Raw genomic sequence first — 23,793 nt, forward strand, 5'->3', positions numbered from 1 at the left:
GGTTCCGCCATGACCGCTCCGCACCCCTACCTGCGCTACGTGGCGATCGGCGACAGCATGACGGAGGGGCTCGGCGACCCCGGTCCTGCGGGCGGGCACCGCGGCTGGGCCGACCGGCTGGCCGAGACACTGGCGGAGCGGCAACCGGACCTCACCTACGCCAACCTGGCCGTCCGCGGCCGGACGGCGGGGCAGGTCCGGGCCGAGCAGCTGGGGGCGGCGCTGGAGCTGAAGCCCGACCTCGTGACCGTCATGGCCGGGATGAACGACCTGGTGCGGTCCGGGTTCGACGCCGCGTCGGTCGCCGCCGACATCGAGGAGATGTTCGCCCGCCTCGGCGCGTCGGGCGCCCGGGTCGCCACCGTGAACTTCCCGGACCTGGGGAAGGTCTCGCCGCTCGCGCGCCGGGTGCTCCCCCGCGTCATGGACCTCAACACCCGCCTGCGCGCCGCCGCGGACCGCCACGGCGTCCTCGTGCTGGACGTCTTCGCGCATCCGGTCACCACCGATCCGCGTCTGTGGGCCGACGACCGGCTGCACGCGAGCCCGCTGGGGCACGCGCGGATCGCGTCCGGCATGGCCCACACCCTGGGTCTGCCGGGCCACGGCGACTGGGCCGAGCCGCTGCCTCCCCGCCCGCCGGTTCCCGCGCTGCGGGCCGTGGGTGTCGAGGTGCGCTGGGCCGTGGACTTCCTCGGGCCGTGGCTGTGGCGGCGGCTGCGCGGCCGCTCCTCGGGCGACGGCCGCTCGGCCAAGCGCCCGTCGCCGGGGCCGGTGACGCTCCCGGACGCGGCCTGAGGTCCACCGCCGGGTCCAGGGTCCACCGTCCGGGCTCCGGCGAGCTGCCGACCGATCCGTACTGTCCAGGCGCCCTTGGCGCGCCCGAGCGGATCCCGTCCGTCACGGCTGCCCCACTAGGGCACGGTCGTCGCGTTGGTGAAAATTTTCGCCAACTCGGAAGGTTACCCACCGGTCAATCTTGAACCCTCAAAGAGCGCGGATATCATCACACGCACACACGGTGTGATCATTCGGTCGCCGATCACCGGCGCACGATGCCTCCCCGTTCCCGCCCCGGGCCCGAAGACCTCCCCCTCCGGGCCCGAGGCAGCATCACCTCCCAGTCCTCCACGCCGGCGGCCACCGGGCGTCCGTCCGTCGTGCCCTCACGAAGGCAGCACATCCCATGAGCAGCACCAGGGGCAGAGGACTGCAGGCCAACGTCCTCGGCACGTTCGACACCGTGGTCATGGCGGTGGCGGGCAGCGCGCCCGCCTACTCGATCGCGGCGACCACCGCCGTCCTCGTCGGCGCGGTGGGCCTCGCGAGCCCGGCGGCGCTGTTGTACTGCGCGATACCGATGCTGGGCATCGCCCTGGCCTTCAGCTACCTCAGCCGCATCGACGTCAACGCGGGCGCCAGCTACTCCTGGGTGGGGCGCACCCTCCACCCCTTCCTGGGGTTCCTCAGCGGCTGGGCCCTGGTGATCTCCGCGACCATCTTCATGGTGGCCGGCTCGCTGCCCGCCGGTGCGATGACGCTGTCCCTGTTCGACGAGGACCTGGCCGACAACACCGCGCTGGCCACCACGGTCGGGGCCTTCTGGTTCCTGGTGATGCTGTTCGTGGTCCTCGGGGGTGCCCGCCTCACCGTCCGCGCCCAGCTGATCATGTCGGGCGTGGAGCTGGTCATCCTGGCCCTGTTCGCCGTGCTCGCGCTGCTGCACGGCGACAGCGCCCGGTCCTTCGACTGGTCCTGGCTGGGCTTCAGCCAGTTCGACGGGGTGAGCGGGTTCGCCTCGGGCGCGTTGATCGCCGCCTTCTACTACTGGGGCTGGGACGTCACCAGCAACCTCAGCGAGGAGACCCGCGACAGCCGGCGCACCACCGGTCTCGCCGGTCTGATCGGCGTCGGCATCGTCTTCCTGCTGTTCGAGGTCTTCACCATCGCGGTCAACGTCATCCTGACCGACACCCAGATCCAGCAGAACGACGCCAACGTCCTGGCGGTGCTCGGCGAGGAGGTGTGGCCGGGGCTGGGCGGCAAGCTGCTCATCGTGGCCGTGATGCTGTCCACCATCGCGACGCTGGAGACCACCCTCATCCAGGTCACCCGGTCCCTGTTCGCGATGGGCCGCGACCGCACGATGCCCGAGGCCCTCGGCCGCGTCCACCGCACCTGGAACACCCCCTACGTGGCCATCATCGTGGTGGGCGGTGTGGCGCTGGTGATGTTCATCGCCTCCAACGCGCTCGGCTCGGTCGGCGACATCCTGGCGGACGCCATCTCCGCGATCGGTCTGCAGATCGCCGTCTACTACGGCCTGGCCGGACTGGCGGTGGTCGTCGCCTACCGCAGGATGCTGCTGAAGTCCGTGTCGAACTTCGTCTTCGGCGGGCTGTGGCCGCTGCTCGGCGCCCTGTTCATGTTCTGGGTGCTCGTCGAGTCGCTCGGCGAGCTGAGCAGCGCGTCCGTGGCCATCGGCCTCGGCGGCCTGGCGGTCGGCGTGATCCCGATGCTCTGGTACTGGCGCAAGGGCAGCGAGTACTACCGGCCGGCCCCGCTCGACGCCGCCGAGGCCGTCGGGACGGGTGCCACGTCGGGCGACGCCGCGGCCGCGGCGGCGGCCGACCGCTCCTCCGCCCATCAGGGTCTGCCGACCGACTTCTGAGAGGGACCCGATGGCGCGCGACCGCTTCACACCCGATTTCGACTCCGACTGCGGTGACGCACCGCTGACGTCGGCCCGGCAGGACATCGTCATCGGCCGTTGGCAGGGCCCCCGCGAGCTGCTGCGCACGACCGGCCCGGCGTGGGTGGCCCGGGGGCACCGGATCCGGATGCTCGCGCAGGCGTGCGCGGGCAGTTCGACCGTGGAGTCCTGGCTGGCCGCCGAGCCCCGCAGCGCCGACGCCCTGGTGCTGCGGGCCGCCACCGAGACGGCCCGGGCCTTCAACCTGGCCATCGCCGCCGGCCGGGGCGTCGCCATCGATCCGCGGCGCATCGACAGCGCGGCGGTGGCCTGCTTCGAGGCGGCCGAGGCCTGCCCCGAGGACCCCACGCCCTGGGTCTCCCTGATCTCGGTGGCCCGGCTCTACAGCGGCGGGGTGCGTCGCCAGGAACTGGCCCGCTGGTGGGACGAGTTGTACGACCGCGACCCGTTCAGCGTGGAGGGCCACCTCCAGGTGCTGCACTACTACTCGTCGCGCTGGCACGGCTCGCACGGCCTGATGTACGACTTCGCCCGGGACGCGGCCGGTGTGGCGCCACCGGGGTCCCCGCTGCCGGTACTCGTGCAGTACGCCCGGGTCGAGGAGTACCGCTCGCTGCGGGAGCAGAACGGGTCACGGCAGACCGGTGTCGGTATCGGTCAGCACTGGAGCCACGACGGCGCCGCCAGCGACGTACGGCGCACCTGGCAGCGCTGGATCACCGGACGGCCGGACGGTCTTCTTCCTCCCGGCGAGGTGCGCGACCTCAACTACCTGACCCACGCGGCCTGTTCGGCCGGGCTGACGGACATCGCCGGGTCGCTGTTCCACATCGTCGGGCGGCGCGCCACACCGACCCCGTGGTCCTACACCGGCGATCCGTCGCGCCAGTTCACGAAGTGGCGCAAGGAGTTCCTGCCGCGCGGCTGAGGCTCCCCCACCGGACCCGCCGCCGTCGCGGCCGACGGCACCGCACACTCCCCGGGGGCCGGCTCACGGCCCCGGTCCGGGGTCCGGACGCACGGCCTCGGTGATGCCGGCCCGGGCCGCTTCGAGCTGCGCGGCGAAGGCGATGCCCAGGAACAGCGCCACACCGGTCAGGTTGGCCCACAGCAGCAGGGCGACGAACGCGGTCAGCGGCCCGTACACGGCACCGAACGAACCGCTCTCGGCGACATACAGGGAGAGCAGCCAGGTGGCCGTGATCCACAGGACCAGGTGGACCGCCGAGCCGAACGCGAGCCAGGTGTAGCCCGGTTGGTCCCTGCGCGGGGACCACCGGAAGATCACCGCCGAGGCGACCCAGGCCAGGGCCACGCCCAGCGGCACTTCCAGGGGACGCAGCCAGTCGAGCCGGTCCCCGGGCAGGCCGAGCGCCTGCACCACCGCGTTGACGACGGCGTCCCCCGCGACCAGCACGAGGAACCCCAGCACCATCGGCATGCCGGCGGCGAGGGCCAGGAGCAGCGACCGCCCGTACTTGTGCAGGAAGGGGCGGTCGCGCTCGATGCCGTAGATGCGGTTGGCGCCGCGTTCCACCTGTCCCAACGCCGAGGCGAGGTTGAGGACGGCGAAGGCCAGGCCCACCCACATCGCCACGGCGCCCCAGACGCCGGAACCGGCGCTGCGCGCGGTGCCGTCCAACGCGTCCTCGACCAGGCCCGCGCTCGCGCCCGGCACGATCTGGCCGAGGGTGAGTTCGATGATCCGTCCCACGCTCTCCGTGTGCACGGTGGTGGCCACGCCGACCAGCGCGATGGTGAACGGCACCAGCCCCAGGACCACTTGGAACGCCAGCGAACGGGCGTTGGTGAAGCCGTCGGCGTACCGGAACCGGGAGAACGCGTCGAGGAGCAGCCGGCGGCCTCCGTAGTGGCGCAGCGCGGTGAGCGCCTCGTCGCCGGACAGCTCCTCGCCGATCATGTCCCGTGTCTGCGGGACGTGCACGACGGTCCCCATCGAGAACCTCTCCTCCCCGTCGTTCCCCGCGGCCCGGGCGAGAACGCGATCATGCCGCCGGACGAACGGTACAGCCGGGCGCGGCCCGTCCGGCCGTCAGGTGGATCCGGGGTGGCTGCCGGGCCCGTCGGTGCGCGGGGACAGAGGTGTCGGGGAGAGGGCCGTGTCCTCCTCGCCCGGTTCCAGGAGGGTGTTGGCGGCGCCGACGACGAGCGGGTCGGGGGTGCCGACCGCCGCGGTGTCCTTGTTGCCGTAGTCGATGCGCGACAGCAGGCTGCGCATGGTCTCCAGTCGGGCGCGGCGTTTGTCGTTGCTCTTGACGACGGTCCAGGGTGCCTGTTCGGTGTCGGTGGCCCGGAACATGTCGACCTTGGCCTCCGTGTACTCGTCCCACCGGTCCAGTGAGGCCAGATCCGTGGGCGACAGTTTCCACTGGCGCACCGGGTCGACCTGCCGGATGGCGAAACGGGTGCGCTGTTCGGCCCGGGAGACGGAGAACCAGAACTTGCACAGCAGGAAGCCGTCGTCGACGAGCATCCGCTCGAAGGCCGGGCACTGTTCGAGGAACAGTTCGTACTCGTCCTTCGAGCAGTAGCCCATCACCCGTTCCACGCCGGCCCGGTTGTACCAGGACCGGTCGAAGAAGACGATCTCCCCTGCCGTCGGCAGGTGCGCGATGTACCACTGGAAGTACCACTGCCCCGCCTCCCGCTCGGTGGGCTTGTCCAGGGCCACCACCCTGGCGCCGCGGGGGTTGAGCCGCTCGGTGAGACGCTGGATCGTGCCGCCCTTGCCGGCCGCGTCGCGTCCCTCGCACACCACGATCACCCGCGCGCCGGCGTCCTTCACCCACCGCTGGAGCTTGAGCAGCTCGATCTGCAGGACGCGCTTGCGCCGCTCGTACTCCTGACGGCCGACCTTGCGTCCGTAGGGATGGTTCTCGCGCCATGTCGTGAGGGGGCGGCCGGCCCCGTCCAGCAGGACCGGCCGCTCCCGCCGGCTGGTGTCCACGGTCAGCCCGTCCAGCAGCCCGTCGGCATGCTCAGCGTTCATCACACCACTCCCGCGTCAGAACGGCATACGGCCTCGGGTACGACGGCCCGCCGAGCCGCTCCGGCCCACGGCGCGGGAACTCGACCGGAACGGCTTGCTGAACAGCCGGCCCAGGATGCCGGGCGCCTTGCTTCCCAGCCGCGACCCGGCCCCGAGCGAACGCTGCGTACCGCGTTCGGGGTGACGGGAGAGGCGCGGGACGAAGAAGGCCAGAACGGCCAGGACCACACACACTCCGGCGACGGCGGCAATGATCACGAGTTGTCTCCCTGGGTCGGTCGGGAGCGTACGGGTTCCCCGTCGGCGTCCGTCCATGTGAGCGCGCCGCGGGCCGCCTCCACGGCTCTACGACCGATCGGTTCTACGACCGGTCGGCGGACGCCCCGTCGACGAGGTCCGGGAGCAGTCCCCGCAGGGCCTCGCGCTGGGCCGGTCCCATGAACTCGCCGAGTGCGCGGGTGACCGTCTCGGCGAGCGAGCCGGACGCCTCCTCCAGCAGGCGTCGCGCCTTGTCGGTGAGGGCGACCTGGATGCCGCGCCTGTCTCCGCACACCGACTCGCGGGTGACCAGGTCGGCGTGGCCGAGGCAGGCGATCTGGTACGTGAGGCGGGTCTTGGGGCGGCCCAGGAGTTCCGCGATCCGGGTCATCCGCAGCCCCTCCTCGGGCTGGGCGGCCAGCAGGCAGAGGATGAGGAACTCGTCGTGCGAGACCCCGAGCCGCTCCTTCACCACCGCGCGCAGCCGCTGCTCCACCGCTCCCGTCGCCGCCAGCAGGAGCATCCAGGCGTGCAGCTCGGCGGGCAGCGGCCCGTCCGCGCCGAGGGAGGGGCATGTGGGCGGGTGAGCTGGCTGCTCGTCGGGGTCGGCCATGGGCCAAGTGTAACTGTTGTCCAATTTTGGAAAATGAGGGTTGTCCACATTCGGATAAGCGGCTAGCTTCGGTCATGCAAATTTGGACGACCTCACCGACTGGAGAAGGACCATGACCGTCGCCGTGGAGACCGGACTGTGGCAGCTCGACACCACCGCCTCGACCGTCGCCGTGCAGCACAGGACCATGTGGGGCCTCGTCAACGTGAAGGGCGCCTTCGGCACCGTCCGGGGGCAGGGAGAGGTCCGGCCCGACGGCTCCGCCGTGGGCGTGGTGGCCTTCGACGCCGCCTCCCTGGACACCAAGAACGCCAAGCGCGACGAGCACCTGCGCTCCGCCGACTTCTTCGACGTGGAGCACCACCCCGAGATCACCTTCGCGGTCCGCAGCGCCGAACTCCGCGACGGGGACACCGTGCAGGTGGTGGGTCAGCTCACCGTGCGCGGCATCAGCAGGTCGCACTCGCTGACCGCGCGCCTGACGGACGCGAGCGCCGCGGGTCTCACCCTGGAGACCGCGTTCACCGTGGACCGCGAGCAGTTCGGCATCGGCTGGAACCAACTGGGCATGATGCGCGGCCCGGCGACCATCTCCGCGACCCTGCGCTTCGCCCGGGCCGGCGCCTGACCGTCGCCCCTCCCCCGGCCCGCCTCATGTCATGATCGGTTCATGTCCGCGTACTCCTGGCCGTACGAGAACGGCCGGCCCACGACGGCCGGCGGCGCCGCGGCCTGGACCGCGACGGTCCGTGCCCTGCCGGTCGGCACACCGGTCGCCGGTGAGGTCATCGGCAGACAGCCCTTCGGCGCCTTCCTCGCCGTCGACGGCCACCCCGAGGCGGTGGGCCTGGCACGCATCGACCGGATGCCCCGGTGCCGTGAACTGCCGCTCGTGGGAGAGCGGGTCACCGGCAAGGTGGTCTGGCACGCCGATCACCAGCACCAGGTCGGCATCGAACTGAGCGAATGGGCCGAGCACGAGGACCTTCTTCCCGGATTCGCCGAGCGCGTCGGCCAGGTCGTCGCGGGCACGGTCACGAAGCGCACACCGCTCGGGTACTTCGTCGGTGTCGCCGACTGCGTGGAGGGGCTCGTACCCGTCACCGGGACGGCCGAAGACCCGGCGGGCACCGTCCGCGTGGGCCAGGAGGTGACGGTACGGATCGTCGCGGTCGAGATCGAGGCGCGTCGCGTGCTGCTGTCGGCCGAGGGGGTTGCCCCCGGGAGCCTCGCGGGCCGTAGCGGGGGCGATCCGTGGGCGGGCTGAACGCGGGGTGAGGGCCAGGGGCATCCCGTGGCCGCCGCCTCGCATCCCGGGAGGCTGTCACCACCGGCGTGTGCGGCCCGTCGTCAGCCGTTCGCCGCGGCCGTCACCGTGGCCGGGTCCACCCCGGTCAGCTCGACGATGCGGTGCGGCGGCACGCCGGCGGCCAGCGCGCGTGCGATCAGCCCGTCCCGGCCGTCCGCGTTGTCGCGGTAGGCGAGCAGTTCCTCCTCGACCCGGGCGAGCGGTTCGGGTGTCAACCGATGGCGTACCCGGCTCAGTTCCTCGTCGCTCAGCGGTACGGGCAGGCGCTCCGCGCCCTCGGGAATGGCGGCGGTCTCCTCCGGGGGCAACAGGCGCAGGTGCGGGGAGTTCGGCGCGCTGCCCTGGGCGTCCAGCCAGGCACGTACCGCCGGAGTCTCCATGCACGTGAGACCCTCGACGGCGGCCGGGGCCACGCCGAGCGGCGCGGACACGTCGTCGAGCAGGAACAGGTAGGCGTCGTCGGTCATCCTCAACTCTTTCTCCACGGGGCCGGATCGACATCCCTCTACCCCGGCGCGGGGCGGTGTCACAGGAAACGTCGGATGGGTTGCACCGCCATCTCCCTGGCTCTCTGCACGACCGACCGTCTCCTCCAGCGACCGGCCCGGACCGGCTCGCTCACCTCGACGTCCGCGTCGAAGTGGTCGTCGAGCGTGGAGGTGAACGCGTCGTCGAGGACGGCGAGCATGATCTCCTCGTCGTGGTCCAGGGAGCGGCGGTTGAAGTTGGTCGAGCCGATCAGCGCGGCGACGCCGTCGACGGTGATGACCTTGGCGTGCATCATCGTCGGCTGGTACTGGTAGATCTTCACGCCACAGGCGATGAGTTCCTCGTAGTGGTGCTGGCCGGCCAGCTGGCAGACCCGCTTGTCGGTGTGCGGTCCCGGCAGCAGGATCTCCACCCGGACCCCGCGCCGGGCGGCCGCGCACAGCAGCTCGACGAAGTACACGTCGGGCGAGAAGTAGGCGGTGGCCAGGCGGAAGCGCTCCTCGGCGGACTCCAGCATGACGCGGATCAGGGTCTGCATGTCCTGCCAGCCGATGCTGGCCGAGCCGCGCACCACCTGGACGATCGCGTCGCCCTGCGGGCGGTGTTCGATGAACCGGTCCCGTTCGTCGAAGAGTTCGTCGTGGCACTCGGCCCAGTTCTGCGCGAACGCGGCGGCCACACCGTCCACCGCGGGTCCTCGGACCTCGACGTGCGTGTCCCGCCACTCGGTCTCGTCGCGTGCGTCGCCGCACCATTCCTGGGCGATGCCCACCCCGCCGGTGAACGCGATCTCCTCGTCGACGACGAGGACCTTGCGGTGGCAGCGGTGGTTCTGCTTGAGCGGGGAGAGGTACAGCGGCTTGCGGAACCAGGCCACCTGGACACCGGCACGCTCCATCGTCTCCAGTTGCTCGGTCTCGATCAGCCGGCTGCCGAAGCCGTCGAGCAGCAGCCGCACCCGGACGCCCGCGCGGGCGCGTTCGGCGAGGGCCTCGGCGAACTCCCGGGCGATGTCCCCGCGCCAGTACACGAACGTCATCATGTCCACCGTGTGTGCGGCGCGGCGGATGGCGGTCAGCATCGCGGCGAAGATCTCGTCTCCGTTGCGCAACGCGGTGAGCGTGTTGCCCTCGGTCGCGGCGACCCCGATCAGGCGCTCCAGGCGTCGGCGTATCCGTGTGACCCGGTACTCGACGGACGGTGTGTCCGGCACGGACGGTGCACCCGGCCGGCCGGGGACATGTGACGTCAGCTCGGACGGTTCATGCGTACTGGTCATGACATCCCTTGACCCGAAAGAAGCGACGGAAACATGGACGGAGGGCGGCAGGTGGCAGGCCCTCGGCGGTGGTCGCACGCGCGGGGCCCGGCCGTCGGATACGGCCGGGCCCCGCGCGTGGATGCGGTGCGTCTCAGGTCACCATCGATACCAACGGCCGCGGCCACCGCCCGCGTTGGTGGAGCGCATCACGAAGCCCAGCAGCCACAGCACCAGTACGGCGAGGGCGACCCACCACAGAATCTTCAGGGCGAAGCCCGCACCGAAAAGGATCACCGCGAGAAGCAGAACAAGAAGCAGGGGAACCATAGTCATCAACCTCCTGCGCTCCGTCTGCCCTGCCGATGCTCCTCCACTCCTCACAATTTCCTTGTTTGTGAAGGCATGGTCGGGGCACCTGCAGCACTACCGCGACAGCGGCACAGGACGCTACGAGGAGGCATGTTCCATGAGTGCCGGCGAAAAGGCCAAGGCGAAGACCGAGCAGGCCGAGGGCAAGGCGAAGGAGGCCCTGGGACGCGCCCTCGGCAACGACCGGATGGCCGCCGAGGGACAGGCGCAGCAGAGCAAGGGTGACGCGCGCGAGGCCAAGGAGAAGACCAAGGACGCGTTCAAGCACTGACGTCTCACGCACCGTCGAGGGCCACCCCGCAGGACTTGCGGGGTGGCCCTCGCCCGTGTGCGGAACACCGCAGGAGTCAGGGCCGGGTGGCCGAAGGGACGTCGGGATGGATCGGAAAGATCTGGTCGAGGCCGACGATGCGCAGCACGCGCAGGGTGTGCGGAGGGACGGCCGCGAGGGCGATGTCCGCCCCGGCGGCGAGGGCGTGGCTGCGGGCGGCGAGCAGCGCGGTGATGCCGCTGGAGTCGCAGAACTCCATGGCGTCCAGGTCCAGGACGAGCCGCCGTCCCGGCTGGAGGGTGAGCGTGCTCAGCAGCACGCGCAGCTCGGGTGCGCTGGTGTGGTCGAGTTCACCGCCGATCTCCAGGACGGGACCGGTGGCTGCGTGGCGTGTGGTGATCTTCAGCGGGCTCATCGTGGGTCGGTCGTCTGTGGGGCGGTCGTCTGTGGGTCTGACGTCAGTGGGTCGGTCGTCTGCGGGTTTGTCGTCCGCGGGGCTGTCGTCAGTCGGTCGAGGGCGAGAACGCCGAGGGCGAGCAGGGCGGTGTCGTCGTCGAGGCCGTCACCGAGGCCGTGCAGGAGGTCCGTCAGGGCCTGGACGACGTCCGCCGGGGGCAGGCCGGCCCGGTCGGCGGCGAACGCCAGGAGCCCTTCGTCCCCGAACAGGGCCGTGCGGTCCGCACCGGTGCGGGCCTCGGTGATGCCGTCGGTGTAGAGCAGCAGGGTGTCGCCGGGAGCGAGGACGGTGGTGGCGCCGACGAAGGGCGCGAAGGGCACGACACCGACGAGGAGCCCGCCCGGGGTGGACAGGAAGTCGGCCGTGCCGTCCGCGCGCAGGACGAGGGCCGGGGGGTGGCCGCCCGAGGCGAGCCGGACGGTGACCTTGCCCGCCGTGGGGTCCGGTTCGAGGACGCCGAAGACGGCCGTGCAGTAGCGGGGGTCCCCGCCCTGGGCGTACCGCTCGTGGAGCACCCGGTTGAGGGTCGTCAGGGCGGAGACGGGATCGGGGTCGTGCAGGGCCGCCGCGCGCAGGGTGTAGCGGGTGAGCGAGGTGAGCGCGGCGGCCTGGGGGCCCTTGCCGCACACGTCGCCGAGGAAGAAGGCGAAGCGTTCGCCGTCGACGGGGAAGACGTCGTAGAAATCGCCGCCCAGCCGGTCGGGCGAGGCGGTGTGGTAATGGGCGGCCGTCTCCATCCCGGGCAGGGACGGCAGGGTGGTGGGCAGCAGGGACTGCTGCAGGACGGCGAGGGCGTCCTGGAGGCGGGCGCGGTCGGCCTCGGCCTGTGCGCGCGCCTCTTCGGCCTGGGCTCGCGCTTGCTCGGCCTGTGCGCGCGCTTCCTCGGCGGCCTTGCGGCCGCGCAGCAACTCCTCCTCGTAGGCGCGCCGGTCCCGGGCATCGAAGACGGTGGTGCGGATCAGTACGGGCTGGCCGCTGTCGCTCCGCTTGACCGTGGAGGAGACCAGGACGGGCATGCGTCCGCCGCCGTCCCGCCTGATCTCCAGGGCTATGCCGCCGATCTCGCCCTGCAGACGCAGCAACGGCGCGAAGTGCGTCTCGTGGTACAGCTTGCCGCCCATGGTCAGCAGGTCGGTGAACCGCATCCGGCCCACCACGGCCTCGCGCTCCAGGCCGAGCCATCCCAGCAGGGTGGCGTTGATCTTCGCGATGGTGCCGTCCATGAGCGTGGACAGATAACCGCACGGCGCGCTCTCGTACAGGTCCTCGGCGCTGTCCTCCAGCAGTGCGGCGAACGCCCCGTTCGCCGTCTCCTCGTCGTCCCTGCCCCGCGGGTCCGGCTGCTGTCCGATGCGGCACATCACCGCAGGCCGGCCAGGAAGCCGGTGATCGCCTCGTTGGTGGCCTCCGGCGCGGACAGGTGCGGGCAGTGTCCGGTCGCGTCCAGCGTGACCAGGGTCGAGCCGGGGATCACCTGGTGGAGGTAGGCGCCGACCTCGCGCGGGGCGATGACGTCCTGGGTGCAGTCCAGCACCAGCGTCGGCACCCGCACGGTCTTCACGTCGTCCCGTGAATCGGACAGGAAGGTCGCCCGCGCGAAGACCCGCGCCATGTCCGGGTCGGTGGCGCAGAAGCTGTTCGTCAGCTCCTCACCCAGCTCGGGCCGTTCCGCGTTGCCCATGATCATGGGAGCCATCGCGGCCGACCACCCCAGGTAGTTCGACTCCAGCGACGCCAGGAGTTCGTCGATGTCCGCGGCGCTGAATCCGCCCCGGTAACCGTCGTCGTCGATGTACCGCGGCGACGGGGCGACCATCACCAGCGCCCCGATGGCCTCCGGGGCCATGCCGACGGCCAGTGCCCCGATCATCGCGCTGACGGAATGCCCCACGAACACCGCGTCGCGGATGTCGAACGCCTCGCACACCTCCACCACGTCCCGGGCGTAGCCGTCCAGGGAGGCGTACCGGCTCTCCGAGAACGCGGAGGGATCCGCACGGCCCGAACCCACGTAGTCGAACAGCACCACCCGGTACCGCTCCACCAGAGCCGGGACCGTCAGCCGCCACATGTTCTGATCACAGCCGAACCCGTGAGCCAGCACCACCGTGCGCCCCTGCGGGTTGCCGATGACGTTGACGTTGTTCCTGCGGCCGATGTCCATCGGGACAGTCTCGCAGGTCCCGGGGGGTGCTCCGGGAAAGGGAACGACCTGTGGGCGGTGCATGAAGGACCCGTGCAGGGAGCCCCACGAGAAGTACCTCATGAACGGGACGCCAGCGGGTAGGCGAATGACGCGATACCGGCAACTCGTGATGAAAAGACAAGGAACGACCCACGGGAAGAGTTCTATGGTCACCCCGCTTGAAGATCGGGCATCGGAGGAAGAGGAACCCGCGACGCCCCTGCGCTACAGCGCCGCCTGGGACACGGCGGACGCGTCGATCGCCGGCGCCCGCTCGGCCGTCCGCGCGCTGCTGGCGCGGGCCGGACACGATCCCTGCCACCGGCCGAGTCAGGACGCTCAGCTCGTCGTCAGTGAGCTGGTCACCAACGCACTGCGACACGCGCCCGGTCCGGGCGCCCTGGCACTGGAGGTGACGCCCGACGCGGGCCTTCTGCGCATCGCCGTACGGGACAGTTCCCCTCGCCCGCCCGAACCGAGGGCACATGACGCGCGCCGGGTCGGTGGCCACGGGCTGTACCTGGTCGCCCGGCTCTGCGACCACCTGCAGACCGTCGCCCTGCAATCCGGCAAGCAGATCGTCGCCCATCTGCAACTGCGCTAGAACCCGTCCGACCCTCGGTCCGGCCGTCGTCCACCCCTGTCGTGGACGGCGGCCGGCTGCGCATCCGGAGGACCGCCCGAGGAGCCGAGCGGACAACTCACGGCAAAGGCCCGGGCCTTCACGCCGTCACGGGTGCGGCGCATGGCTCCGGGCGATGGACGGTGGGGCGGCAGGACGGTGGGGCGGCAGGACGGCAGGACGGCAGGACGGCAGGACGGCAGGACGGCAGGACGGCAGGACGGCAGGACGGTCAACTACGGGGTTCCGGCGGGGTGTCGGCCGGTCTGTCCGGGGTGCCGTGCCAGTCCAGTATCAGCACCGTGGCGTCGTCCTTGAGGTTGCCGTGACAGGCGTCGAGCACGGCGGCGGTCATGCTCCGTACGGCTTCCCGTGGATGCAGCGCGCGGGTGTCGTGCGCGACCGAGAACAGGTCGGCGGCCGCGGCACCACGGTCCTGCATGCCGTCGGTGAGCAGGATCAGGCGGTCGCCGGGGAGCAGCCGCAGTTCCTGGAGGCGGTACGGGGTGGGCGCCGCCACACCGAAGGGCAGGTTCACGGCGAGTGGCACTTCCTCGACGATGCCGTCGCGCACCCGCAGCGGCCAGGGGTGGCCGGCGTTGACCAGTTCGCACCGCCCTGTCTCCAGGTCGACGCAGAGCAGTTGGCCGGTGGCCAGGCCCCTGCTGTGCCGCAGCAGGGCCTGGTGGGCGTGGTCGGCCTGCTTGAGGGCGTCACAGCCGCTGCGCCGCGCACGTCGCAGTGCGCCGACCAACAGGGTGGCCAGCAGGGCGGACTCGGTGTCGTGCCCCATGGCGTCGGTGATGGACAGATGGAGCAGGTCGCGGTCGAGTGTGTAGTCGTAGGTGTCTCCGCCGATGTCGTCGGCGGGAACCAGCCCGGCGGCGAGGGTGAACTGCGGCGCCTCGCAGCAGGAGGCCGAGGGGAGCAACTGGTGCTGGATCTCGGCCGCCAGGCTGGTCTCGGTGGTGCGCCGCCCCAGGTGGTAGAGGTCGGTGAAACGGCCGTCGGTGACGATGATGTACGCCAGCGCGTGCGCCGCGTCCCGGACCTGCCGGAGTACGGCCTCGTCGGCGGACTGCAGGGTCACCTCCAGGACGCCGATGCAGTCACCGCGGTTGCTGACCGGTGTGACGACCCTCAGTCCGCCCTGGCCGTCGTCCTCCACGAACTGCCGCTGCTCGCGCAGGACGCGGTCGTAGACGCTGCCTCGCAGGGGCAGGGAACCGGCGCCGTCCGCCTCCTCCTCACCGGTCGCGACGAGCCGTACCAGTTGTTGACCGATGAGGTCGACGAACAGGAACGACACACGCGCCGCACCGAACCGCTTCTGCAGGTCGTGTGCCACCACATCGACAGACTCACCGGGCGGGGCCGCCTCCGCGGCGGCCAGCAACTCGCCCAGCTCCAGATCTCCACCCTCCACCACGACAACCTCCCGTCGGTTGCCGCACCTTCTTCCCCGAGACTCCGCCGAATCACGTGGTGCGTCCGTTTTGGCCGGTCGGGGTGACCGGCGCAACACCGTCGGCACAGTGGGCTTCGTCACTAAACCGCTTAGTAGATCAGTAGAAATCGCCCGCTCCTCCAGCAGGGGCGACTCCCTTTGGATACCGTCGGATCGGAGAGGTCGAACCATCACTGAAGGAGTCCCGTATGCGGGCCGGCAGGTGTGTGCGCGCAGGAGGTGCCCTGGGGCAGCTGCTGCTCGTCGCCGTGCTCGCGCTGGGGGTCCTTGTAATGCACGGCATGGGTCATCCCGCAGAGTCGGCGCACTCCACCACGGGCCGCGCGTCCGCCATGGCGGCGACGGATCCGCTCGGCGCGTCCGCCGCGCACCACGGGCCGACGGGGTCGGCCGTGGGCGGGACCACCGACGGCCATGGCGTCGCCGGCGCGTCGGATCCGTCGTCGTCGCACGGGCCGGCCATGGCGATGGACATGCTGTCGCTCTGTGTGGCGGTGCTGCTCGGAGGCTGGGTGCTCTCCGCGCTGCTCGCGTCGGCGCTCACGCGCTGCAGGACGCGGTCGGCCCGGCTGCTCGCCAGGGTCGCCGCCGCTCGGCCGAACCCTCCACCACGCGGCCCTGATCCCACCCGTCTGTCCGTTCTGCGGCTGTAGGCCGAACCGCTCTCGCGGGCGCGCGACCTGCGCGGACCCGCGGCTTCGCCTGCTCTCCACCAGCCGCTGAACCCACACCACGAGGTGAACCGACATGACCGCACTCCCGCGCCCCCCGCAGACCCCGTACACCCCGCGCCGCCGGCCCGTACGACGAGCCGTCGCCGTCGGTATCGTCGCAGCCGGGACCCTGCTCCTGACCGCCTGCGGCAACGCCACGAACGGCGTGGACCACGGCAGCGGCAGGACCTCCGCGTCGCCGACGGCGTCCTCGACCGGCGGGGCCGCCTCCGACGACTTCAACAAGGCCGACGTCGCGTTCGCGCAGATGATGATCCCGCACCACGAGCAGGCTCTGGAGATGGCCCGGCTGGCCGAGGGCCGGGCGTCCGACACGGAGATCGAGGAGATCGCGGCGACGATCGAGAAGGCCCAGGACCCCGAGATCAGGACGATGAAGGGATGGCTGAAGTCCTGGGACGAGCCGACCGCCGTCGCGTCCATGCCCGGTATGGAGCATGGTGGCGGTGACGGAAGCGGCATGATGGCCGACTCGGACATGGAGCACCTCAAGGGTCTGAAGGACGCCGAGTTCGACGCGATGTTCGCCGAGATGATGATCGAGCATCACGAAGGCGCCATCACCATGGCCCGGGACGAGCAGCGGGACGGCGAGCACACCGACGCGACGGCCATGGCCGGTGACATCGCGAAGGGCCAGTCCGCCGAGGTCGAGCGGCTGAAGGACATCCTCGACCGGCTCTGACGGACCCCTGGCGCGAGCCGACCCGGTCGGCTCGCGCCGTGCTCGCACCGTGCTCGCGCCGCGAGGGGGCGCCCGGCGCGATCACCGCCCTTCCGGACGCGCTCTACTATGCCCTTGCGTATTCACTGCGCGCGGGCGGCGAAAGGGAGTCGGGGTCATGCGACGGCTGGGGGAACTGGAGGCGGAGATCATGGACCGCCTGTGGACGTGGAACCGTCCTGCCACGGTGCGCGAGGTCGTGGACGATCTCAACAGGACCCGCCCGGTCGCCTACACCACCGTGATGACCGTCACCAACATCCTCTACAACAAGGGCTGGTTGCTGCGGGGCAAGCAGGGCCGCGCCTGGTTGTACTCACCGGTGCGCAGCCGTGAGGCGTATGCCGCCGCCCTGATGGAGGACGGCCTGGGCGCGAGCAAGGACCGCCCGGCCGCGCTGGTCCACTTCGTCGAGAACATGACCGAGGAGGAGCAGGCCGCCCTGCGCAAGGCGCTGCGCGCGGTGGGACGGCAGGCGAAGCCGTGAACGCGGCCCTCGCTCTCGGCACCTACACGCTCCTCGTGGGCTTCGCCGCCCCGCCCCTCCTTCTGCGGTCGGACTGGCCGCACCGGGCACCGGCCCTGGCCCTGGCGGTCTGGCACGCCCTGGCCCTCTCCTTCGCGCTCGGCACCGCACTGACCGCGTACCACCTCTTCATGCCCATGGCTCACGCGCACGACGGGCTGTGGGGCCTGCTGCATTCCTGCGGCTTCGACCTGGGCTTCGACCTGGGCTTCGACCCGGGCGTGGGCGGCCCCGCCCACGCCACCGCGGGGCGCCTCTCCGTCGCACTGCCCGCCGTACCGGGGATCGCCCTCGCGGGCGGCTTCGCCTTCCACGTCGCACGGGCCAGGCTGGCGCTGACCCGGCACCGGGAGGCGGTGGACCTGGTGGGCCGCCGTTCGGTCCGGCTGGGGGCCACCGTGCTGCCGTACGACGTTCCCGCCGCCTACTGCCTGCCCGGCCGCCGGCCCAGGATCGTGGTCAGTGAGGCGGCCGTACGGGAACTGGCGCCGGAGGAGCTCGCGGCCGTACTGGCGCACGAGCGGGCCCACATCGCCGGCCGTCACCATCTGGCGCTCGCCGGCGCGGCGGCGTTCCACTCGGTCTTCCCCCTGCTTCCCCTGGCCCGCCAGGTTCGCGAACAGACCGCGCTCCTGCTGGAGATGATCGCCGACGACCGGGCCCTGCGCGCTCACTCCGACGGGGCCCTGGCGACGGCGATGTACGCGATGGCGGCGGCCCGGGCCCCGCGGGACGCGTTCGCGGCGGGCGGCCGGACGGTTCTGATCCGGATACGGCGGGTGCTCGGCCCGCGCACCGCCCCGCACCCCGCTCTCCGGGGCGCCCTGGCGGCCGCGACCGCCGCCGTACCGCTGTTGCCGCTGCTGGTCGCCTGCCCGCCCGGCGTCGGCTGAGCGGTGCGGACGCGGCTCGCGAGGTGCGCCCGGTCCGCCCGGACACGGTCGCGCGGGCACGGTCACACGGCCATCATCAGCAGCATCGTCGCCATGGAGCCGCCCATGCCCACCTGTCCGGCCAGGCGCGCGTTGGGCGCGGAGAACATCCCGGGGCTCCGGGTGGCTCGGCGGTGGCGGGCCCTCCCGGCGGGCGGGACGGACGCTCCGCCCGGGTGGCGTGTCCGGGCCCGTACGGCCAGGGCCACGACGACCACGAAGTAGGCGGCCAGCGCCCAGAAGACGGCGCGCCACAGGAGCGCGGAGCCGGACACGGCGGCCGCCTCGGTCATGCCGTGGGCGCTCGTGGCCGCCGTCCCGGCCACGGCTCCGTGCCCGTGCCCGGATGAGCCCGCCAGGGCGAGCGTGGGACCCGAGGCGGCCCCGGGCACGGCGAGCGTCATCAGCACCATGGCCGCGCTGCCGATCACCACATGGGCGGCGTGCCCGAGGTGCCGCACGCCGCTCTCGGCGGCCTGCCGTACGGACAGCGCCGCACCCGTGAGACCGAGCGCGGCGAACACCGCCGCCCACCACATGCCGTACGTCCCGTAGAGGACCGCCGTCGGAGGTGCCGCCATCACGGCCATCCCCGCGCCCATCACGGCCTCGGCCCCCGCCTCGAACCGGGCCCGGCCGCCGATCCGTGCCGCGCGTACGAGGTTCCCCACGGCCACCCCGGCGCCCAGCGTCGTCAGCGTCCAGCCGAGCAGGTCTCCCGTCATGTCACCACTCCTTCGCGGCACCGGATTCCGGCCCGCCGCTCCGTTCGTCGGTCACTACGTATCTACTTAGTACGTACTGATCGACGCACCCGCTCACCGGGCGTGCGCGACGTTTCGGAGGGAAGGGCCGAGCAGTCCTCGCCATATACCCCCCAGGGGTATAACCTGATGGCGATCGAGGGACAGAACCACACGGACGAGAAGGGGATGAACGGGCATGGACCACAGCGCTCACCACGACGGCGCCGGGCATGACCACGCCGGCGCGCACCACCACGGCCACTCCGCCCAGGAGGCACCCCGGGGGCCGGGGCACGGCGGCGCCTCCTGGGCGATGGCGGCGAAGGCGACGCTGCACTGTCTGACCGGGTGCGCCCTCGGCGAGATCCTCGGCATGGTCGTCGGCACGGCCCTGCTGTGGGGCAATGTGCCGACCATGGTGCTGGCCATCGCGCTCGCGTTCGTGTTCGGCTATTCGTTCACCCTGTTCGCGGTGCGCCGGGCCGGACTGGACTGGAAGAGCGCGCTGAAGGTGGCCCTGGCCGCCGACACCGTCTCGATCGCCGTGATGGAGCTGGTCGACAACGCGATCATCGCCCTCACCCCGGGGGCCATGGACGCCCATCTCGACGAGGGTCTCTTCTGGTCGGCGCTCCTGGGCGGGTTCGCGGTCGCCTTCCTGATCACCACGCCCGTGAACAAGTGGATGATCGGACGCGGCAAGGGCCATGCCGTGGTCCACGCCCACCACTGACGCCCTTTTCTCCTGACCTCGTACCACTGACGTACTCTCCACCGACCTCGTCCTCCGTCTCGTACAACCGTTTGTGCACCGGGAAGGTCGTACGGGCGTCGGATCTCAGACAGGAGCAGTACGTTGCGCAGACGCACCCTGACCGTGGCCACGGCCACCGCCGCCCTCGCCCTCGCCGTCACCGGGCTCGGCGCACCCGGGGCCGTCGCGGCGCCCTCCGGTCTGGCGGACGACTTCGACGGCGACGGCTACCGCGACCTCGCCATCGGTACGCCCAAGGCGAGCGGCGGCACGGTCACCGTCCTCTTCGGCTCCGCCGCCGGCGTCAGCCCGAGCCGGTCGGTGAACATCACTCAGAACACCCCGGGCGTGCCCGGTGCCTCGGAGAGCGTGGACAGGTTCGGCGAGAACGTCACCAGCGGCGATGTGAACCACGACGGCTACGCCGATCTGATCGTCGGGGCGCCCGGCGAGGAGGTCACCGGGAAGCCGCGCGGCTCGGTGACGATCGTCTGGGGCGGCGCGAAGCCGTTCACCTCGGGCGGCATGGCGCTGACCGCGCCCACCGCCGAGGCGGACGGCTTCGGCGAGGGCGCGGCCTTCGCCGACCTCGACGGGGACGGCAGCCCGCAGCTCGCCGTCGTCGGCAGCGACACGTTCTGGTGGTACGGCGACGGCGGGCCCACGCAGGACGGCGCGTTCGCCCCCGAGGTGGACTTCCTGCCGGACGGCGTCCAGCTCGACGGCATCGTGGCGGGTCACTTCTCCTCCAAGGACGGCGGCAACGGCTACGAGTACGTCCTGCACGGCCGTCAGTACGACACCGACGGCTCCCCCCTCCCCGGCTATACAGGTGTGCTGCGCGGCGGCCCCGGCGACGTCGGCTCCGTCCACGCCACCCTCAGCGACGACGGGACGACCGGCTCCGCCGCGTGGCGGTCGGCGGCCGTCGCGACCGGCGACATCAACGGCGACGGGTACGAGGACCTGGTCACCGCCGACGAGGCGGGCGTCAAGGGCGGCTCGGTCATGGTGCGCTACGGCTCGGCGTCCGGTCTGCCGCACAAGGGCCGCACGTACCACCAGGACACCCCCGGTGTCCCGGGCACCGACGAGGTCCACGACGGGTTCGGCGCGGCGCTCGCCCTGGGTGACGTGACGGGCGACGGCCGTGCGGACCTCGCGATCGGCGCCCCTAACGAGACCGTGGACGGCAAGCGGTACGTCGGCGACGTCGTGCTCCTCAAGGGCGGCCCGAACGGACTGACCACGACCGGGGCCCAGTCCTTCCACCAGGCGACGGCCGGAGTGCCGGGCGCGGCCGAGGCGGGGGACCACTTCGGCTCCTCGCTCCGCCTGCGCGACATCAACGGCAACGGCAAGGCGGATCTGGCCATCGGCGCGGACGGCGAGGACATCCTGCCGAACGGCTACGACGACGGAGCGGCCTGGGTGCTGCGAGGCTCGGCGTCCGGACTGACGACCACCTCGGCGACCTCGTTCAACGCGACGGACTTCGGCTACCCGGTGGTGGCGGGCCGCAAGTTCGCGGACGTCTTCGCGCGCTGAGCGGCCACGGAACGCGCCGGGCACCGGGCCACCCGGTGACGGGCCCGGCGATACCTCTCCGCGCGGGTCCGCCCGGCGCCGACGGGCGCCGGGCGGTCGCTCACCTGTGGTGCGGCCTGCCTCAGTCCACGATCACCCCGGTACGCGCCGCCGGGGTCCGCCCGACGAGCAGGCCGCCGAAGTTGCCCTCGACCTCCGACTTCTCCGCGGCGTTCGGATAGGGGTTCGTGCACGCGATGCCCGCCGTGGAGCCGGACATCAGGCTCGAACACGGTCCGGGCTTGCGGTCGGGCAGGCCGAGGATGTGCCCGAGTTCGTGGGCGGAGATGCGGATGGTGTTGTAGCCCTGGTCGACGGCCTGCCGTCCGATGTAGACGGTGCCGTTGCCCAGGGTCGTGGGCAGGGCGCGCGGCCAGCCGTTGTCGGCGAGGACCCGGATGTTCGCGCGTTGCCCGGTGGCGACCGGACGCAGTTCGACCGAGTCGACACTCTCGTTCCAGATCGCCGCGCCGCGGTCGACCGCGCTTCTGAACTCCGCCGAACCGCCGGCGTCGTAGGTGAAGACACGGGCGGCCACCGGGACTTCGGCCGGGTCGGCGGAAGCGGCCACGGCCTGGCCGCCGGTCAGGGACAGGGACACCACCAGCGCCGCGGTCAGGGCACCGGTCAGCGTACGGACGTGCATGATCGACCTCCTCGTGGGGGAAAGGGGCAGTCGTGCTCATGACATTATTGGCTGCCTGCCCGGCGTGACGGAGGTGAATCCGTCAATCGGCGGCGCTCCTCGTCGAGGGGTGTCGGGGCGAGCGGCGTTCGCGCTCATGAGACGGCGCCGGCGAACCCCTCGTCGGTGAGCCAGCGTTGGGACCTGCGGACCCGGTCCTGCGGAACGGGCTCCAGGAGGATGACCGCCCCCTCGGCCCGGCGCACCGGCGTCACGGCCACGCCGGGCTCGGCGACGAGCGTGAGCAGTCCGTCGGACGCCAGGGCGTAACGCGTGTCCGCCGACTCCTCTCCGGCCGTGGCGTCCTCTTCGGCCGTGGCGTTCCCTCCGGCCGTGGTGCCCTCACCGTTCGCCGGCTCCTCGCCCTCCTCCGTGGCCGCGCACGGCCGCAGGGCCACGGTGCCCTGGGGCTCGGCGTTCAGACACAGTTCGGGAGCCGCCTGGTTCCGCAGGCGCCCCTCTCCGTCCCACCGCCACAGCTGGCTCGCCGACCCCTCGCACCGGGCCGTCACCGCGGGAGTACCCAGCACCGCGGCCGAGCCGCGCAGGTCGAGGCAGAGCCCCGTCCGCACATTCCGCAACCGCGTCGCCGGGGCCTCGTTCCCACCCGGGGAAGAGGACGTGTCCGGGGGCGTGTCCGGGGCCGGAGCAACGCCGGACGGCGCGGAGGCGGTCGCGGACGGACTCGGCGTCGGCACGGCCACCGAACCGCCCACCGTCTCGCTGTCGCCGCCGGCTCCGCCCAGGGCCATCGGAGACGCCGCAATCACCCCGCACAGCAGCACCCCCAGGGCGGCCGGCAGCGGCCACCGGAGCCGCCGCGGCGCGGAACGGTCCCCCTCCGCGGGCCGGGCCTGCGCCTGAGCGGGCCGCGCGGTGGGCTCCGGCCGGGCGTCGTCCGATACCCGGGCGGGGGCGTCGGCCGACGGTCCCGGCCGCTCCCGACGGACGGGCCGCGTCGCGAGGTAGTCCGCCGCGCGGAATCCCAGGACCGCCTCCGCGAGCAGCGCGGGGAGCCGTTCCGGCGACTGGTCGAGCTGGTCGACGGCCGCCCGGCAGTAGGAGCAGCCGTCGAGATGGTCGCGTACCTCCGCCATCACCTCCGTGGCTCCCCGGCGGGCGTGGACGTCGATGAGCCGGTGCAGGCGGCGGCAGCGCTCGTCGCGAGCGCGGTCGAGATGCAGGCGTCCGCACGCGTCGCGCAGCTGGGTGCGGGCGCGTTCGGGGTTCAGCAGGGCGGGGTCCGCGCCGAGCAGGGCGGCGACCGTCCCGATGTCCTCGGCCTCGACGACGGTGTGCCACAGCAGCGTCTGGGCGCGGTGCGGCAGGTTGTGGAAGGCGCGCAGGACCAGACTCCTGGCACCGCTCCCCCGGTCCCCGCCGGGCAGGGGCCGGCGGGCGTCGCCGGCCAGGTCGCCCCGCAGATCGGGGTGGAGGGAGGAGCGCCTGTCGTCCGCGTTCCACTCCCCGGCGGCGTCGAGGACCGCGGAGAGCAGGCGCGGCCGCCACGGGAAGTCCGCGCCGGCATGGGCCGCCACGTCGCCGTGGGTGGTCCGGAAGGCCAGACCGGCCAGCCGTTCCGCGGTCCCCCGGTCCTGCTCCGCGCCCGGGTTCCGCTCCACGCACAGGGACGCGTACCGCAGGACCGACGTGCCGTGCAGTGCCAGCAGTTCAGCGGCCGAGGGAACCCCGGCTGCGCCCCCGGCCTCCACGGACTCCGTCTGCGCGAACTCCGCGGGCACGACGGGCTCGTGGCCCACGTCCGAGAACTCCGCGGGCACGGCGGGCTCATGACCCACCTCCCCGCCGGGCGCCACACGCCCTCGTCCGCCGTGCGGAGCCGCCACCACGGGAGCACCATCCATGAATCGGGTCTCCTCCCTGTTCCGTACCGTCGATACGGCCCTCCGCGGCTCCGTGCTCAACGCCCGCGCCGGAAGATCCGGTCCACTCGCTCGCCCGGAAGTACGTCCCGGCCGGTGACACGGTTCAGCGGTGGACGCCGAACTCCGCCCGAACCGGTGCCGCGCGGACGGCCCTGTTCCCCCTCCGGGACGGGCGATCCGGTGCCCGGGTCCGG

At 72.0% G+C, this 23,793-nt stretch carries 27 protein-coding genes; 13 read left to right on the forward strand and 14 right to left on the reverse strand.

The genetic code is table 11. The features are described from left to right. The first annotated feature begins 9 nt into the window (after positions 1 to 9). The 3 genes from SCAB_RS02840 (at position 10) to SCAB_RS02850 (ending at position 3,641) form a co-directional block, all read left to right on the forward strand. A complete protein-coding gene (locus SCAB_RS02840) occupies positions 10 to 798 on the forward strand; it encodes an SGNH/GDSL hydrolase family protein (RefSeq protein ID WP_012998542.1) in 789 nt (262 codons plus the stop codon). A gap of 388 nt (positions 799 to 1,186) precedes the next feature. Beyond that, positions 1,187 to 2,671 (forward strand): APC family permease, encoded by a 1,485-nt coding sequence (locus SCAB_RS02845; protein ID WP_012998543.1) that lies wholly within the window; start codon positions 1,187 to 1,189, stop codon positions 2,669 to 2,671. 10 nt (positions 2,672 to 2,681) lie between these two features. Next, positions 2,682 to 3,641 carry a hypothetical protein gene (locus SCAB_RS02850; RefSeq protein ID WP_012998544.1) on the forward strand — a complete coding sequence of 320 codons (960 nt, stop codon included), beginning with the start codon at positions 2,682 to 2,684 and terminating at the stop codon, positions 3,639 to 3,641. Positions 3,642 to 3,704: 63 nt separating this feature from the next. Here the strand turns inward: SCAB_RS02850 and SCAB_RS02855 are convergent, their stop codons facing one another. The 4 genes from SCAB_RS02855 to SCAB_RS02870 all read right to left on the reverse strand — a co-directional run bounded on the left by SCAB_RS02855 (position 3,705) and on the right by SCAB_RS02870 (position 6,594). Further along, the gene (locus SCAB_RS02855) at positions 3,705 to 4,670 is read right to left on the reverse strand and encodes a YihY/virulence factor BrkB family protein (protein ID WP_012998545.1); all 966 of its coding nucleotides are present in this window, start codon (positions 4,668 to 4,670) and stop codon (positions 3,705 to 3,707) included. Between the two features lie 96 nt (positions 4,671 to 4,766). Continuing rightward, complete coding sequence (ppk2, locus tag SCAB_RS02860) at positions 4,767 to 5,723, reverse strand: polyphosphate kinase 2 (RefSeq protein ID WP_049875643.1); 957 nt, start codon at positions 5,721 to 5,723, stop codon at positions 4,767 to 4,769. A 15-nt stretch (positions 5,724 to 5,738) separates the two neighbouring features. Then, positions 5,739 to 5,981 carry a DUF6411 family protein gene (locus SCAB_RS02865; protein WP_012998547.1) on the reverse strand — a complete coding sequence of 81 codons (243 nt, stop codon included), beginning with the start codon at positions 5,979 to 5,981 and terminating at the stop codon, positions 5,739 to 5,741. Positions 5,982 to 6,084: 103 nt separating this feature from the next. Further along, a complete protein-coding gene (locus tag SCAB_RS02870) occupies positions 6,085 to 6,594 on the reverse strand; it encodes a MarR family winged helix-turn-helix transcriptional regulator (protein WP_012998548.1) in 510 nt (169 codons plus the stop codon). A 112-nt stretch (positions 6,595 to 6,706) separates the two neighbouring features. Here SCAB_RS02870 and SCAB_RS02875 point away from each other — a divergent pair, with 112 nt between their 5' ends. Both SCAB_RS02875 and SCAB_RS43605 read left to right on the forward strand, forming a co-directional pair. Beyond that, a complete protein-coding gene (locus tag SCAB_RS02875; protein ID WP_037729652.1) occupies positions 6,707 to 7,222 on the forward strand; it encodes a YceI family protein in 516 nt (171 codons plus the stop codon). Positions 7,223 to 7,264: 42 nt separating this feature from the next. After that, on the forward strand, positions 7,265 to 7,861 hold the full coding sequence (locus SCAB_RS43605; protein WP_012998550.1) for a S1 RNA-binding domain-containing protein: 597 nt from the start codon (positions 7,265 to 7,267) through the stop codon (positions 7,859 to 7,861). Between the two features lie 83 nt (positions 7,862 to 7,944). Here SCAB_RS43605 and SCAB_RS02890 read toward each other — a convergent pair whose 3' ends face one another. From SCAB_RS02890 to SCAB_RS02900, 3 genes are all read right to left on the reverse strand, one after another. Further along, the gene (locus SCAB_RS02890; RefSeq protein ID WP_037729654.1) at positions 7,945 to 8,370 is read right to left on the reverse strand and encodes a DUF6003 family protein; all 426 of its coding nucleotides are present in this window, start codon (positions 8,368 to 8,370) and stop codon (positions 7,945 to 7,947) included. Positions 8,371 to 8,429: 59 nt separating this feature from the next. Next, positions 8,430 to 9,671, reverse strand: a complete 1,242-nt coding sequence (locus tag SCAB_RS02895) for a phospholipase D-like domain-containing protein (protein WP_078580044.1) — start codon at positions 9,669 to 9,671, stop codon at positions 8,430 to 8,432. Between the two features lie 138 nt (positions 9,672 to 9,809). Next, positions 9,810 to 9,980: a hypothetical protein gene (locus SCAB_RS02900; protein ID WP_012998553.1), complete on the reverse strand. Its 171-nt coding sequence runs from the start codon at positions 9,978 to 9,980 to the stop codon at positions 9,810 to 9,812. A 139-nt stretch (positions 9,981 to 10,119) separates the two neighbouring features. On the opposite strand from SCAB_RS02900, the gene SCAB_RS44390 reads away from it, so the two are divergent. Continuing rightward, positions 10,120 to 10,293: a CsbD family protein gene (locus SCAB_RS44390; RefSeq protein WP_078580046.1), complete on the forward strand. Its 174-nt coding sequence runs from the start codon at positions 10,120 to 10,122 to the stop codon at positions 10,291 to 10,293. 76 nt (positions 10,294 to 10,369) lie between these two features. Here the strand turns inward: SCAB_RS44390 and SCAB_RS02905 are convergent, their stop codons facing one another. Genes SCAB_RS02905 through SCAB_RS02915 form a run of 3 tightly spaced genes read right to left on the reverse strand, consistent with a single transcriptional unit; the run spans position 10,370 to position 12,914 of the window. Continuing rightward, on the reverse strand, positions 10,370 to 10,708 hold the full coding sequence (locus SCAB_RS02905) for an STAS domain-containing protein (RefSeq protein WP_012998555.1): 339 nt from the start codon (positions 10,706 to 10,708) through the stop codon (positions 10,370 to 10,372). Continuing rightward, positions 10,705 to 12,111 carry a PP2C family protein-serine/threonine phosphatase gene (locus SCAB_RS02910; protein ID WP_078580047.1) on the reverse strand — a complete coding sequence of 469 codons (1,407 nt, stop codon included), beginning with the start codon at positions 12,109 to 12,111 and terminating at the stop codon, positions 10,705 to 10,707. The genes SCAB_RS02905 and SCAB_RS02910 overlap by 4 nt, the downstream gene beginning before the upstream one ends. Next, positions 12,111 to 12,914, reverse strand: a complete 804-nt coding sequence (locus tag SCAB_RS02915; RefSeq protein ID WP_012998557.1) for an alpha/beta fold hydrolase — start codon at positions 12,912 to 12,914, stop codon at positions 12,111 to 12,113. The genes SCAB_RS02910 and SCAB_RS02915 overlap by 1 nt, the downstream gene beginning before the upstream one ends. A 187-nt stretch (positions 12,915 to 13,101) precedes the next feature. Between SCAB_RS02915 and SCAB_RS02920 the strand changes: the two genes are divergently transcribed. Further along, positions 13,102 to 13,539, forward strand: a complete 438-nt coding sequence (locus tag SCAB_RS02920; RefSeq protein WP_012998558.1) for an ATP-binding protein — start codon at positions 13,102 to 13,104, stop codon at positions 13,537 to 13,539. 250 nt (positions 13,540 to 13,789) lie between these two features. Here the strand turns inward: SCAB_RS02920 and SCAB_RS02925 are convergent, their stop codons facing one another. Next, entirely contained in the window at positions 13,790 to 14,983 is a 1,194-nt protein-coding gene (locus tag SCAB_RS02925; RefSeq protein WP_041670345.1) for a PP2C family protein-serine/threonine phosphatase, read from the reverse strand. 230 nt (positions 14,984 to 15,213) lie between these two features. Here SCAB_RS02925 and SCAB_RS02930 point away from each other — a divergent pair, with 230 nt between their 5' ends. From SCAB_RS02930 to SCAB_RS02945, 4 genes are all read left to right on the forward strand, one after another. Continuing rightward, entirely contained in the window at positions 15,214 to 15,678 is a 465-nt protein-coding gene (locus tag SCAB_RS02930) for a DUF6153 family protein (protein ID WP_041668854.1), read from the forward strand. A gap of 94 nt (positions 15,679 to 15,772) precedes the next feature. Beyond that, positions 15,773 to 16,444: a DUF305 domain-containing protein gene (locus tag SCAB_RS02935; protein ID WP_012998561.1), complete on the forward strand. Its 672-nt coding sequence runs from the start codon at positions 15,773 to 15,775 to the stop codon at positions 16,442 to 16,444. Positions 16,445 to 16,601: 157 nt separating this feature from the next. Further along, on the forward strand, positions 16,602 to 16,970 hold the full coding sequence (locus SCAB_RS02940; RefSeq protein WP_012998562.1) for a BlaI/MecI/CopY family transcriptional regulator: 369 nt from the start codon (positions 16,602 to 16,604) through the stop codon (positions 16,968 to 16,970). Then, positions 16,967 to 17,902, forward strand: coding sequence for a M56 family metallopeptidase (locus SCAB_RS02945; protein WP_012998563.1), 936 nt, complete (start codon positions 16,967 to 16,969; stop codon positions 17,900 to 17,902). The genes SCAB_RS02940 and SCAB_RS02945 overlap by 4 nt, the downstream gene beginning before the upstream one ends. 62 nt (positions 17,903 to 17,964) lie before the next feature. Here the strand turns inward: SCAB_RS02945 and SCAB_RS43610 are convergent, their stop codons facing one another. Beyond that, positions 17,965 to 18,666 (reverse strand): DUF5134 domain-containing protein, encoded by a 702-nt coding sequence (locus tag SCAB_RS43610; protein ID WP_012998564.1) that lies wholly within the window; start codon positions 18,664 to 18,666, stop codon positions 17,965 to 17,967. Positions 18,667 to 18,883: 217 nt separating this feature from the next. On the opposite strand from SCAB_RS43610, the gene SCAB_RS02955 reads away from it, so the two are divergent. Together SCAB_RS02955 and SCAB_RS02960 are read left to right on the forward strand one after the other, a co-directional pair. Then, entirely contained in the window at positions 18,884 to 19,420 is a 537-nt protein-coding gene (locus tag SCAB_RS02955) for a DUF4396 domain-containing protein (RefSeq protein ID WP_012998565.1), read from the forward strand. A gap of 123 nt (positions 19,421 to 19,543) precedes the next feature. Continuing rightward, complete coding sequence (locus tag SCAB_RS02960) at positions 19,544 to 20,989, forward strand: FG-GAP and VCBS repeat-containing protein (protein WP_041668855.1); 1,446 nt, start codon at positions 19,544 to 19,546, stop codon at positions 20,987 to 20,989. 121 nt (positions 20,990 to 21,110) lie between these two features. Here SCAB_RS02960 and SCAB_RS02965 read toward each other — a convergent pair whose 3' ends face one another. Together SCAB_RS02965 and SCAB_RS02970 are read right to left on the reverse strand one after the other, a co-directional pair. After that, positions 21,111 to 21,674, reverse strand: coding sequence for a snapalysin family zinc-dependent metalloprotease (locus tag SCAB_RS02965; protein ID WP_012998567.1), 564 nt, complete (start codon positions 21,672 to 21,674; stop codon positions 21,111 to 21,113). A 134-nt stretch (positions 21,675 to 21,808) separates the two neighbouring features. Then, positions 21,809 to 23,578, reverse strand: coding sequence for a ricin-type beta-trefoil lectin domain protein (locus SCAB_RS02970; protein ID WP_106437226.1), 1,770 nt, complete (start codon positions 23,576 to 23,578; stop codon positions 21,809 to 21,811). Between the last annotated feature and the right edge of the window lie 215 nt (positions 23,579 to 23,793).

This window comes from Streptomyces scabiei 87.22, assembly GCF_000091305.1.
Classification (GTDB): Bacteria; Actinomycetota; Actinomycetes; order Streptomycetales; family Streptomycetaceae; genus Streptomyces; species Streptomyces scabiei.

Bases quoted from the DNA above. Each gene is read 5' to 3' on its own strand.
- SCAB_RS02940 (WP_012998562.1), top strand. From the start codon at position 16,602: ATGCGACGGCTGGGGGAACTGGAGGCGGAGATCATGGACCGCCTGTGG.
- SCAB_RS02895 (WP_078580044.1), bottom strand. From the start codon at position 9,671: ATGACCAGTACGCATGAACCGTCCGAGCTGACGTCACATGTCCCCGGC.
- SCAB_RS02875 (WP_037729652.1), top strand. From the start codon at position 6,707: ATGACCGTCGCCGTGGAGACCGGACTGTGGCAGCTCGACACCACCGCC.
- SCAB_RS02855 (WP_012998545.1), bottom strand. From the start codon at position 4,670: ATGGGGACCGTCGTGCACGTCCCGCAGACACGGGACATGATCGGCGAG.
- SCAB_RS02935 (WP_012998561.1), top strand. From the start codon at position 15,773: ATGACCGCACTCCCGCGCCCCCCGCAGACCCCGTACACCCCGCGCCGC.
- SCAB_RS02870 (WP_012998548.1), bottom strand. From the start codon at position 6,594: ATGGCCGACCCCGACGAGCAGCCAGCTCACCCGCCCACATGCCCCTCC.
- SCAB_RS02920 (WP_012998558.1), top strand. From the start codon at position 13,102: ATGGTCACCCCGCTTGAAGATCGGGCATCGGAGGAAGAGGAACCCGCG.
- SCAB_RS43605 (WP_012998550.1), top strand. From the start codon at position 7,265: ATGTCCGCGTACTCCTGGCCGTACGAGAACGGCCGGCCCACGACGGCC.
- SCAB_RS02905 (WP_012998555.1), bottom strand. From the start codon at position 10,708: ATGAGCCCGCTGAAGATCACCACACGCCACGCAGCCACCGGTCCCGTC.
- ppk2 (WP_049875643.1), bottom strand. From the start codon at position 5,723: ATGAACGCTGAGCATGCCGACGGGCTGCTGGACGGGCTGACCGTGGAC.
- SCAB_RS02955 (WP_012998565.1), top strand. From the start codon at position 18,884: ATGGACCACAGCGCTCACCACGACGGCGCCGGGCATGACCACGCCGGC.
- SCAB_RS02890 (WP_037729654.1), bottom strand. From the start codon at position 8,370: ATGACCGACGACGCCTACCTGTTCCTGCTCGACGACGTGTCCGCGCCG.
- SCAB_RS02930 (WP_041668854.1), top strand. From the start codon at position 15,214: ATGCGGGCCGGCAGGTGTGTGCGCGCAGGAGGTGCCCTGGGGCAGCTG.
- SCAB_RS02840 (WP_012998542.1), top strand. From the start codon at position 10: ATGACCGCTCCGCACCCCTACCTGCGCTACGTGGCGATCGGCGACAGC.
- SCAB_RS02900 (WP_012998553.1), bottom strand. From the start codon at position 9,980: ATGGTTCCCCTGCTTCTTGTTCTGCTTCTCGCGGTGATCCTTTTCGGT.
- SCAB_RS02915 (WP_012998557.1), bottom strand. From the start codon at position 12,914: ATGGACATCGGCCGCAGGAACAACGTCAACGTCATCGGCAACCCGCAG.
- SCAB_RS02965 (WP_012998567.1), bottom strand. From the start codon at position 21,674: ATGCACGTCCGTACGCTGACCGGTGCCCTGACCGCGGCGCTGGTGGTG.
- SCAB_RS44390 (WP_078580046.1), top strand. From the start codon at position 10,120: ATGAGTGCCGGCGAAAAGGCCAAGGCGAAGACCGAGCAGGCCGAGGGC.
- SCAB_RS02850 (WP_012998544.1), top strand. From the start codon at position 2,682: ATGGCGCGCGACCGCTTCACACCCGATTTCGACTCCGACTGCGGTGAC.
- SCAB_RS02970 (WP_106437226.1), bottom strand. From the start codon at position 23,578: ATGGATGGTGCTCCCGTGGTGGCGGCTCCGCACGGCGGACGAGGGCGT.
- SCAB_RS02910 (WP_078580047.1), bottom strand. From the start codon at position 12,111: ATGTGCCGCATCGGACAGCAGCCGGACCCGCGGGGCAGGGACGACGAG.
- SCAB_RS02845 (WP_012998543.1), top strand. From the start codon at position 1,187: ATGAGCAGCACCAGGGGCAGAGGACTGCAGGCCAACGTCCTCGGCACG.
- SCAB_RS43610 (WP_012998564.1), bottom strand. From the start codon at position 18,666: ATGACGGGAGACCTGCTCGGCTGGACGCTGACGACGCTGGGCGCCGGG.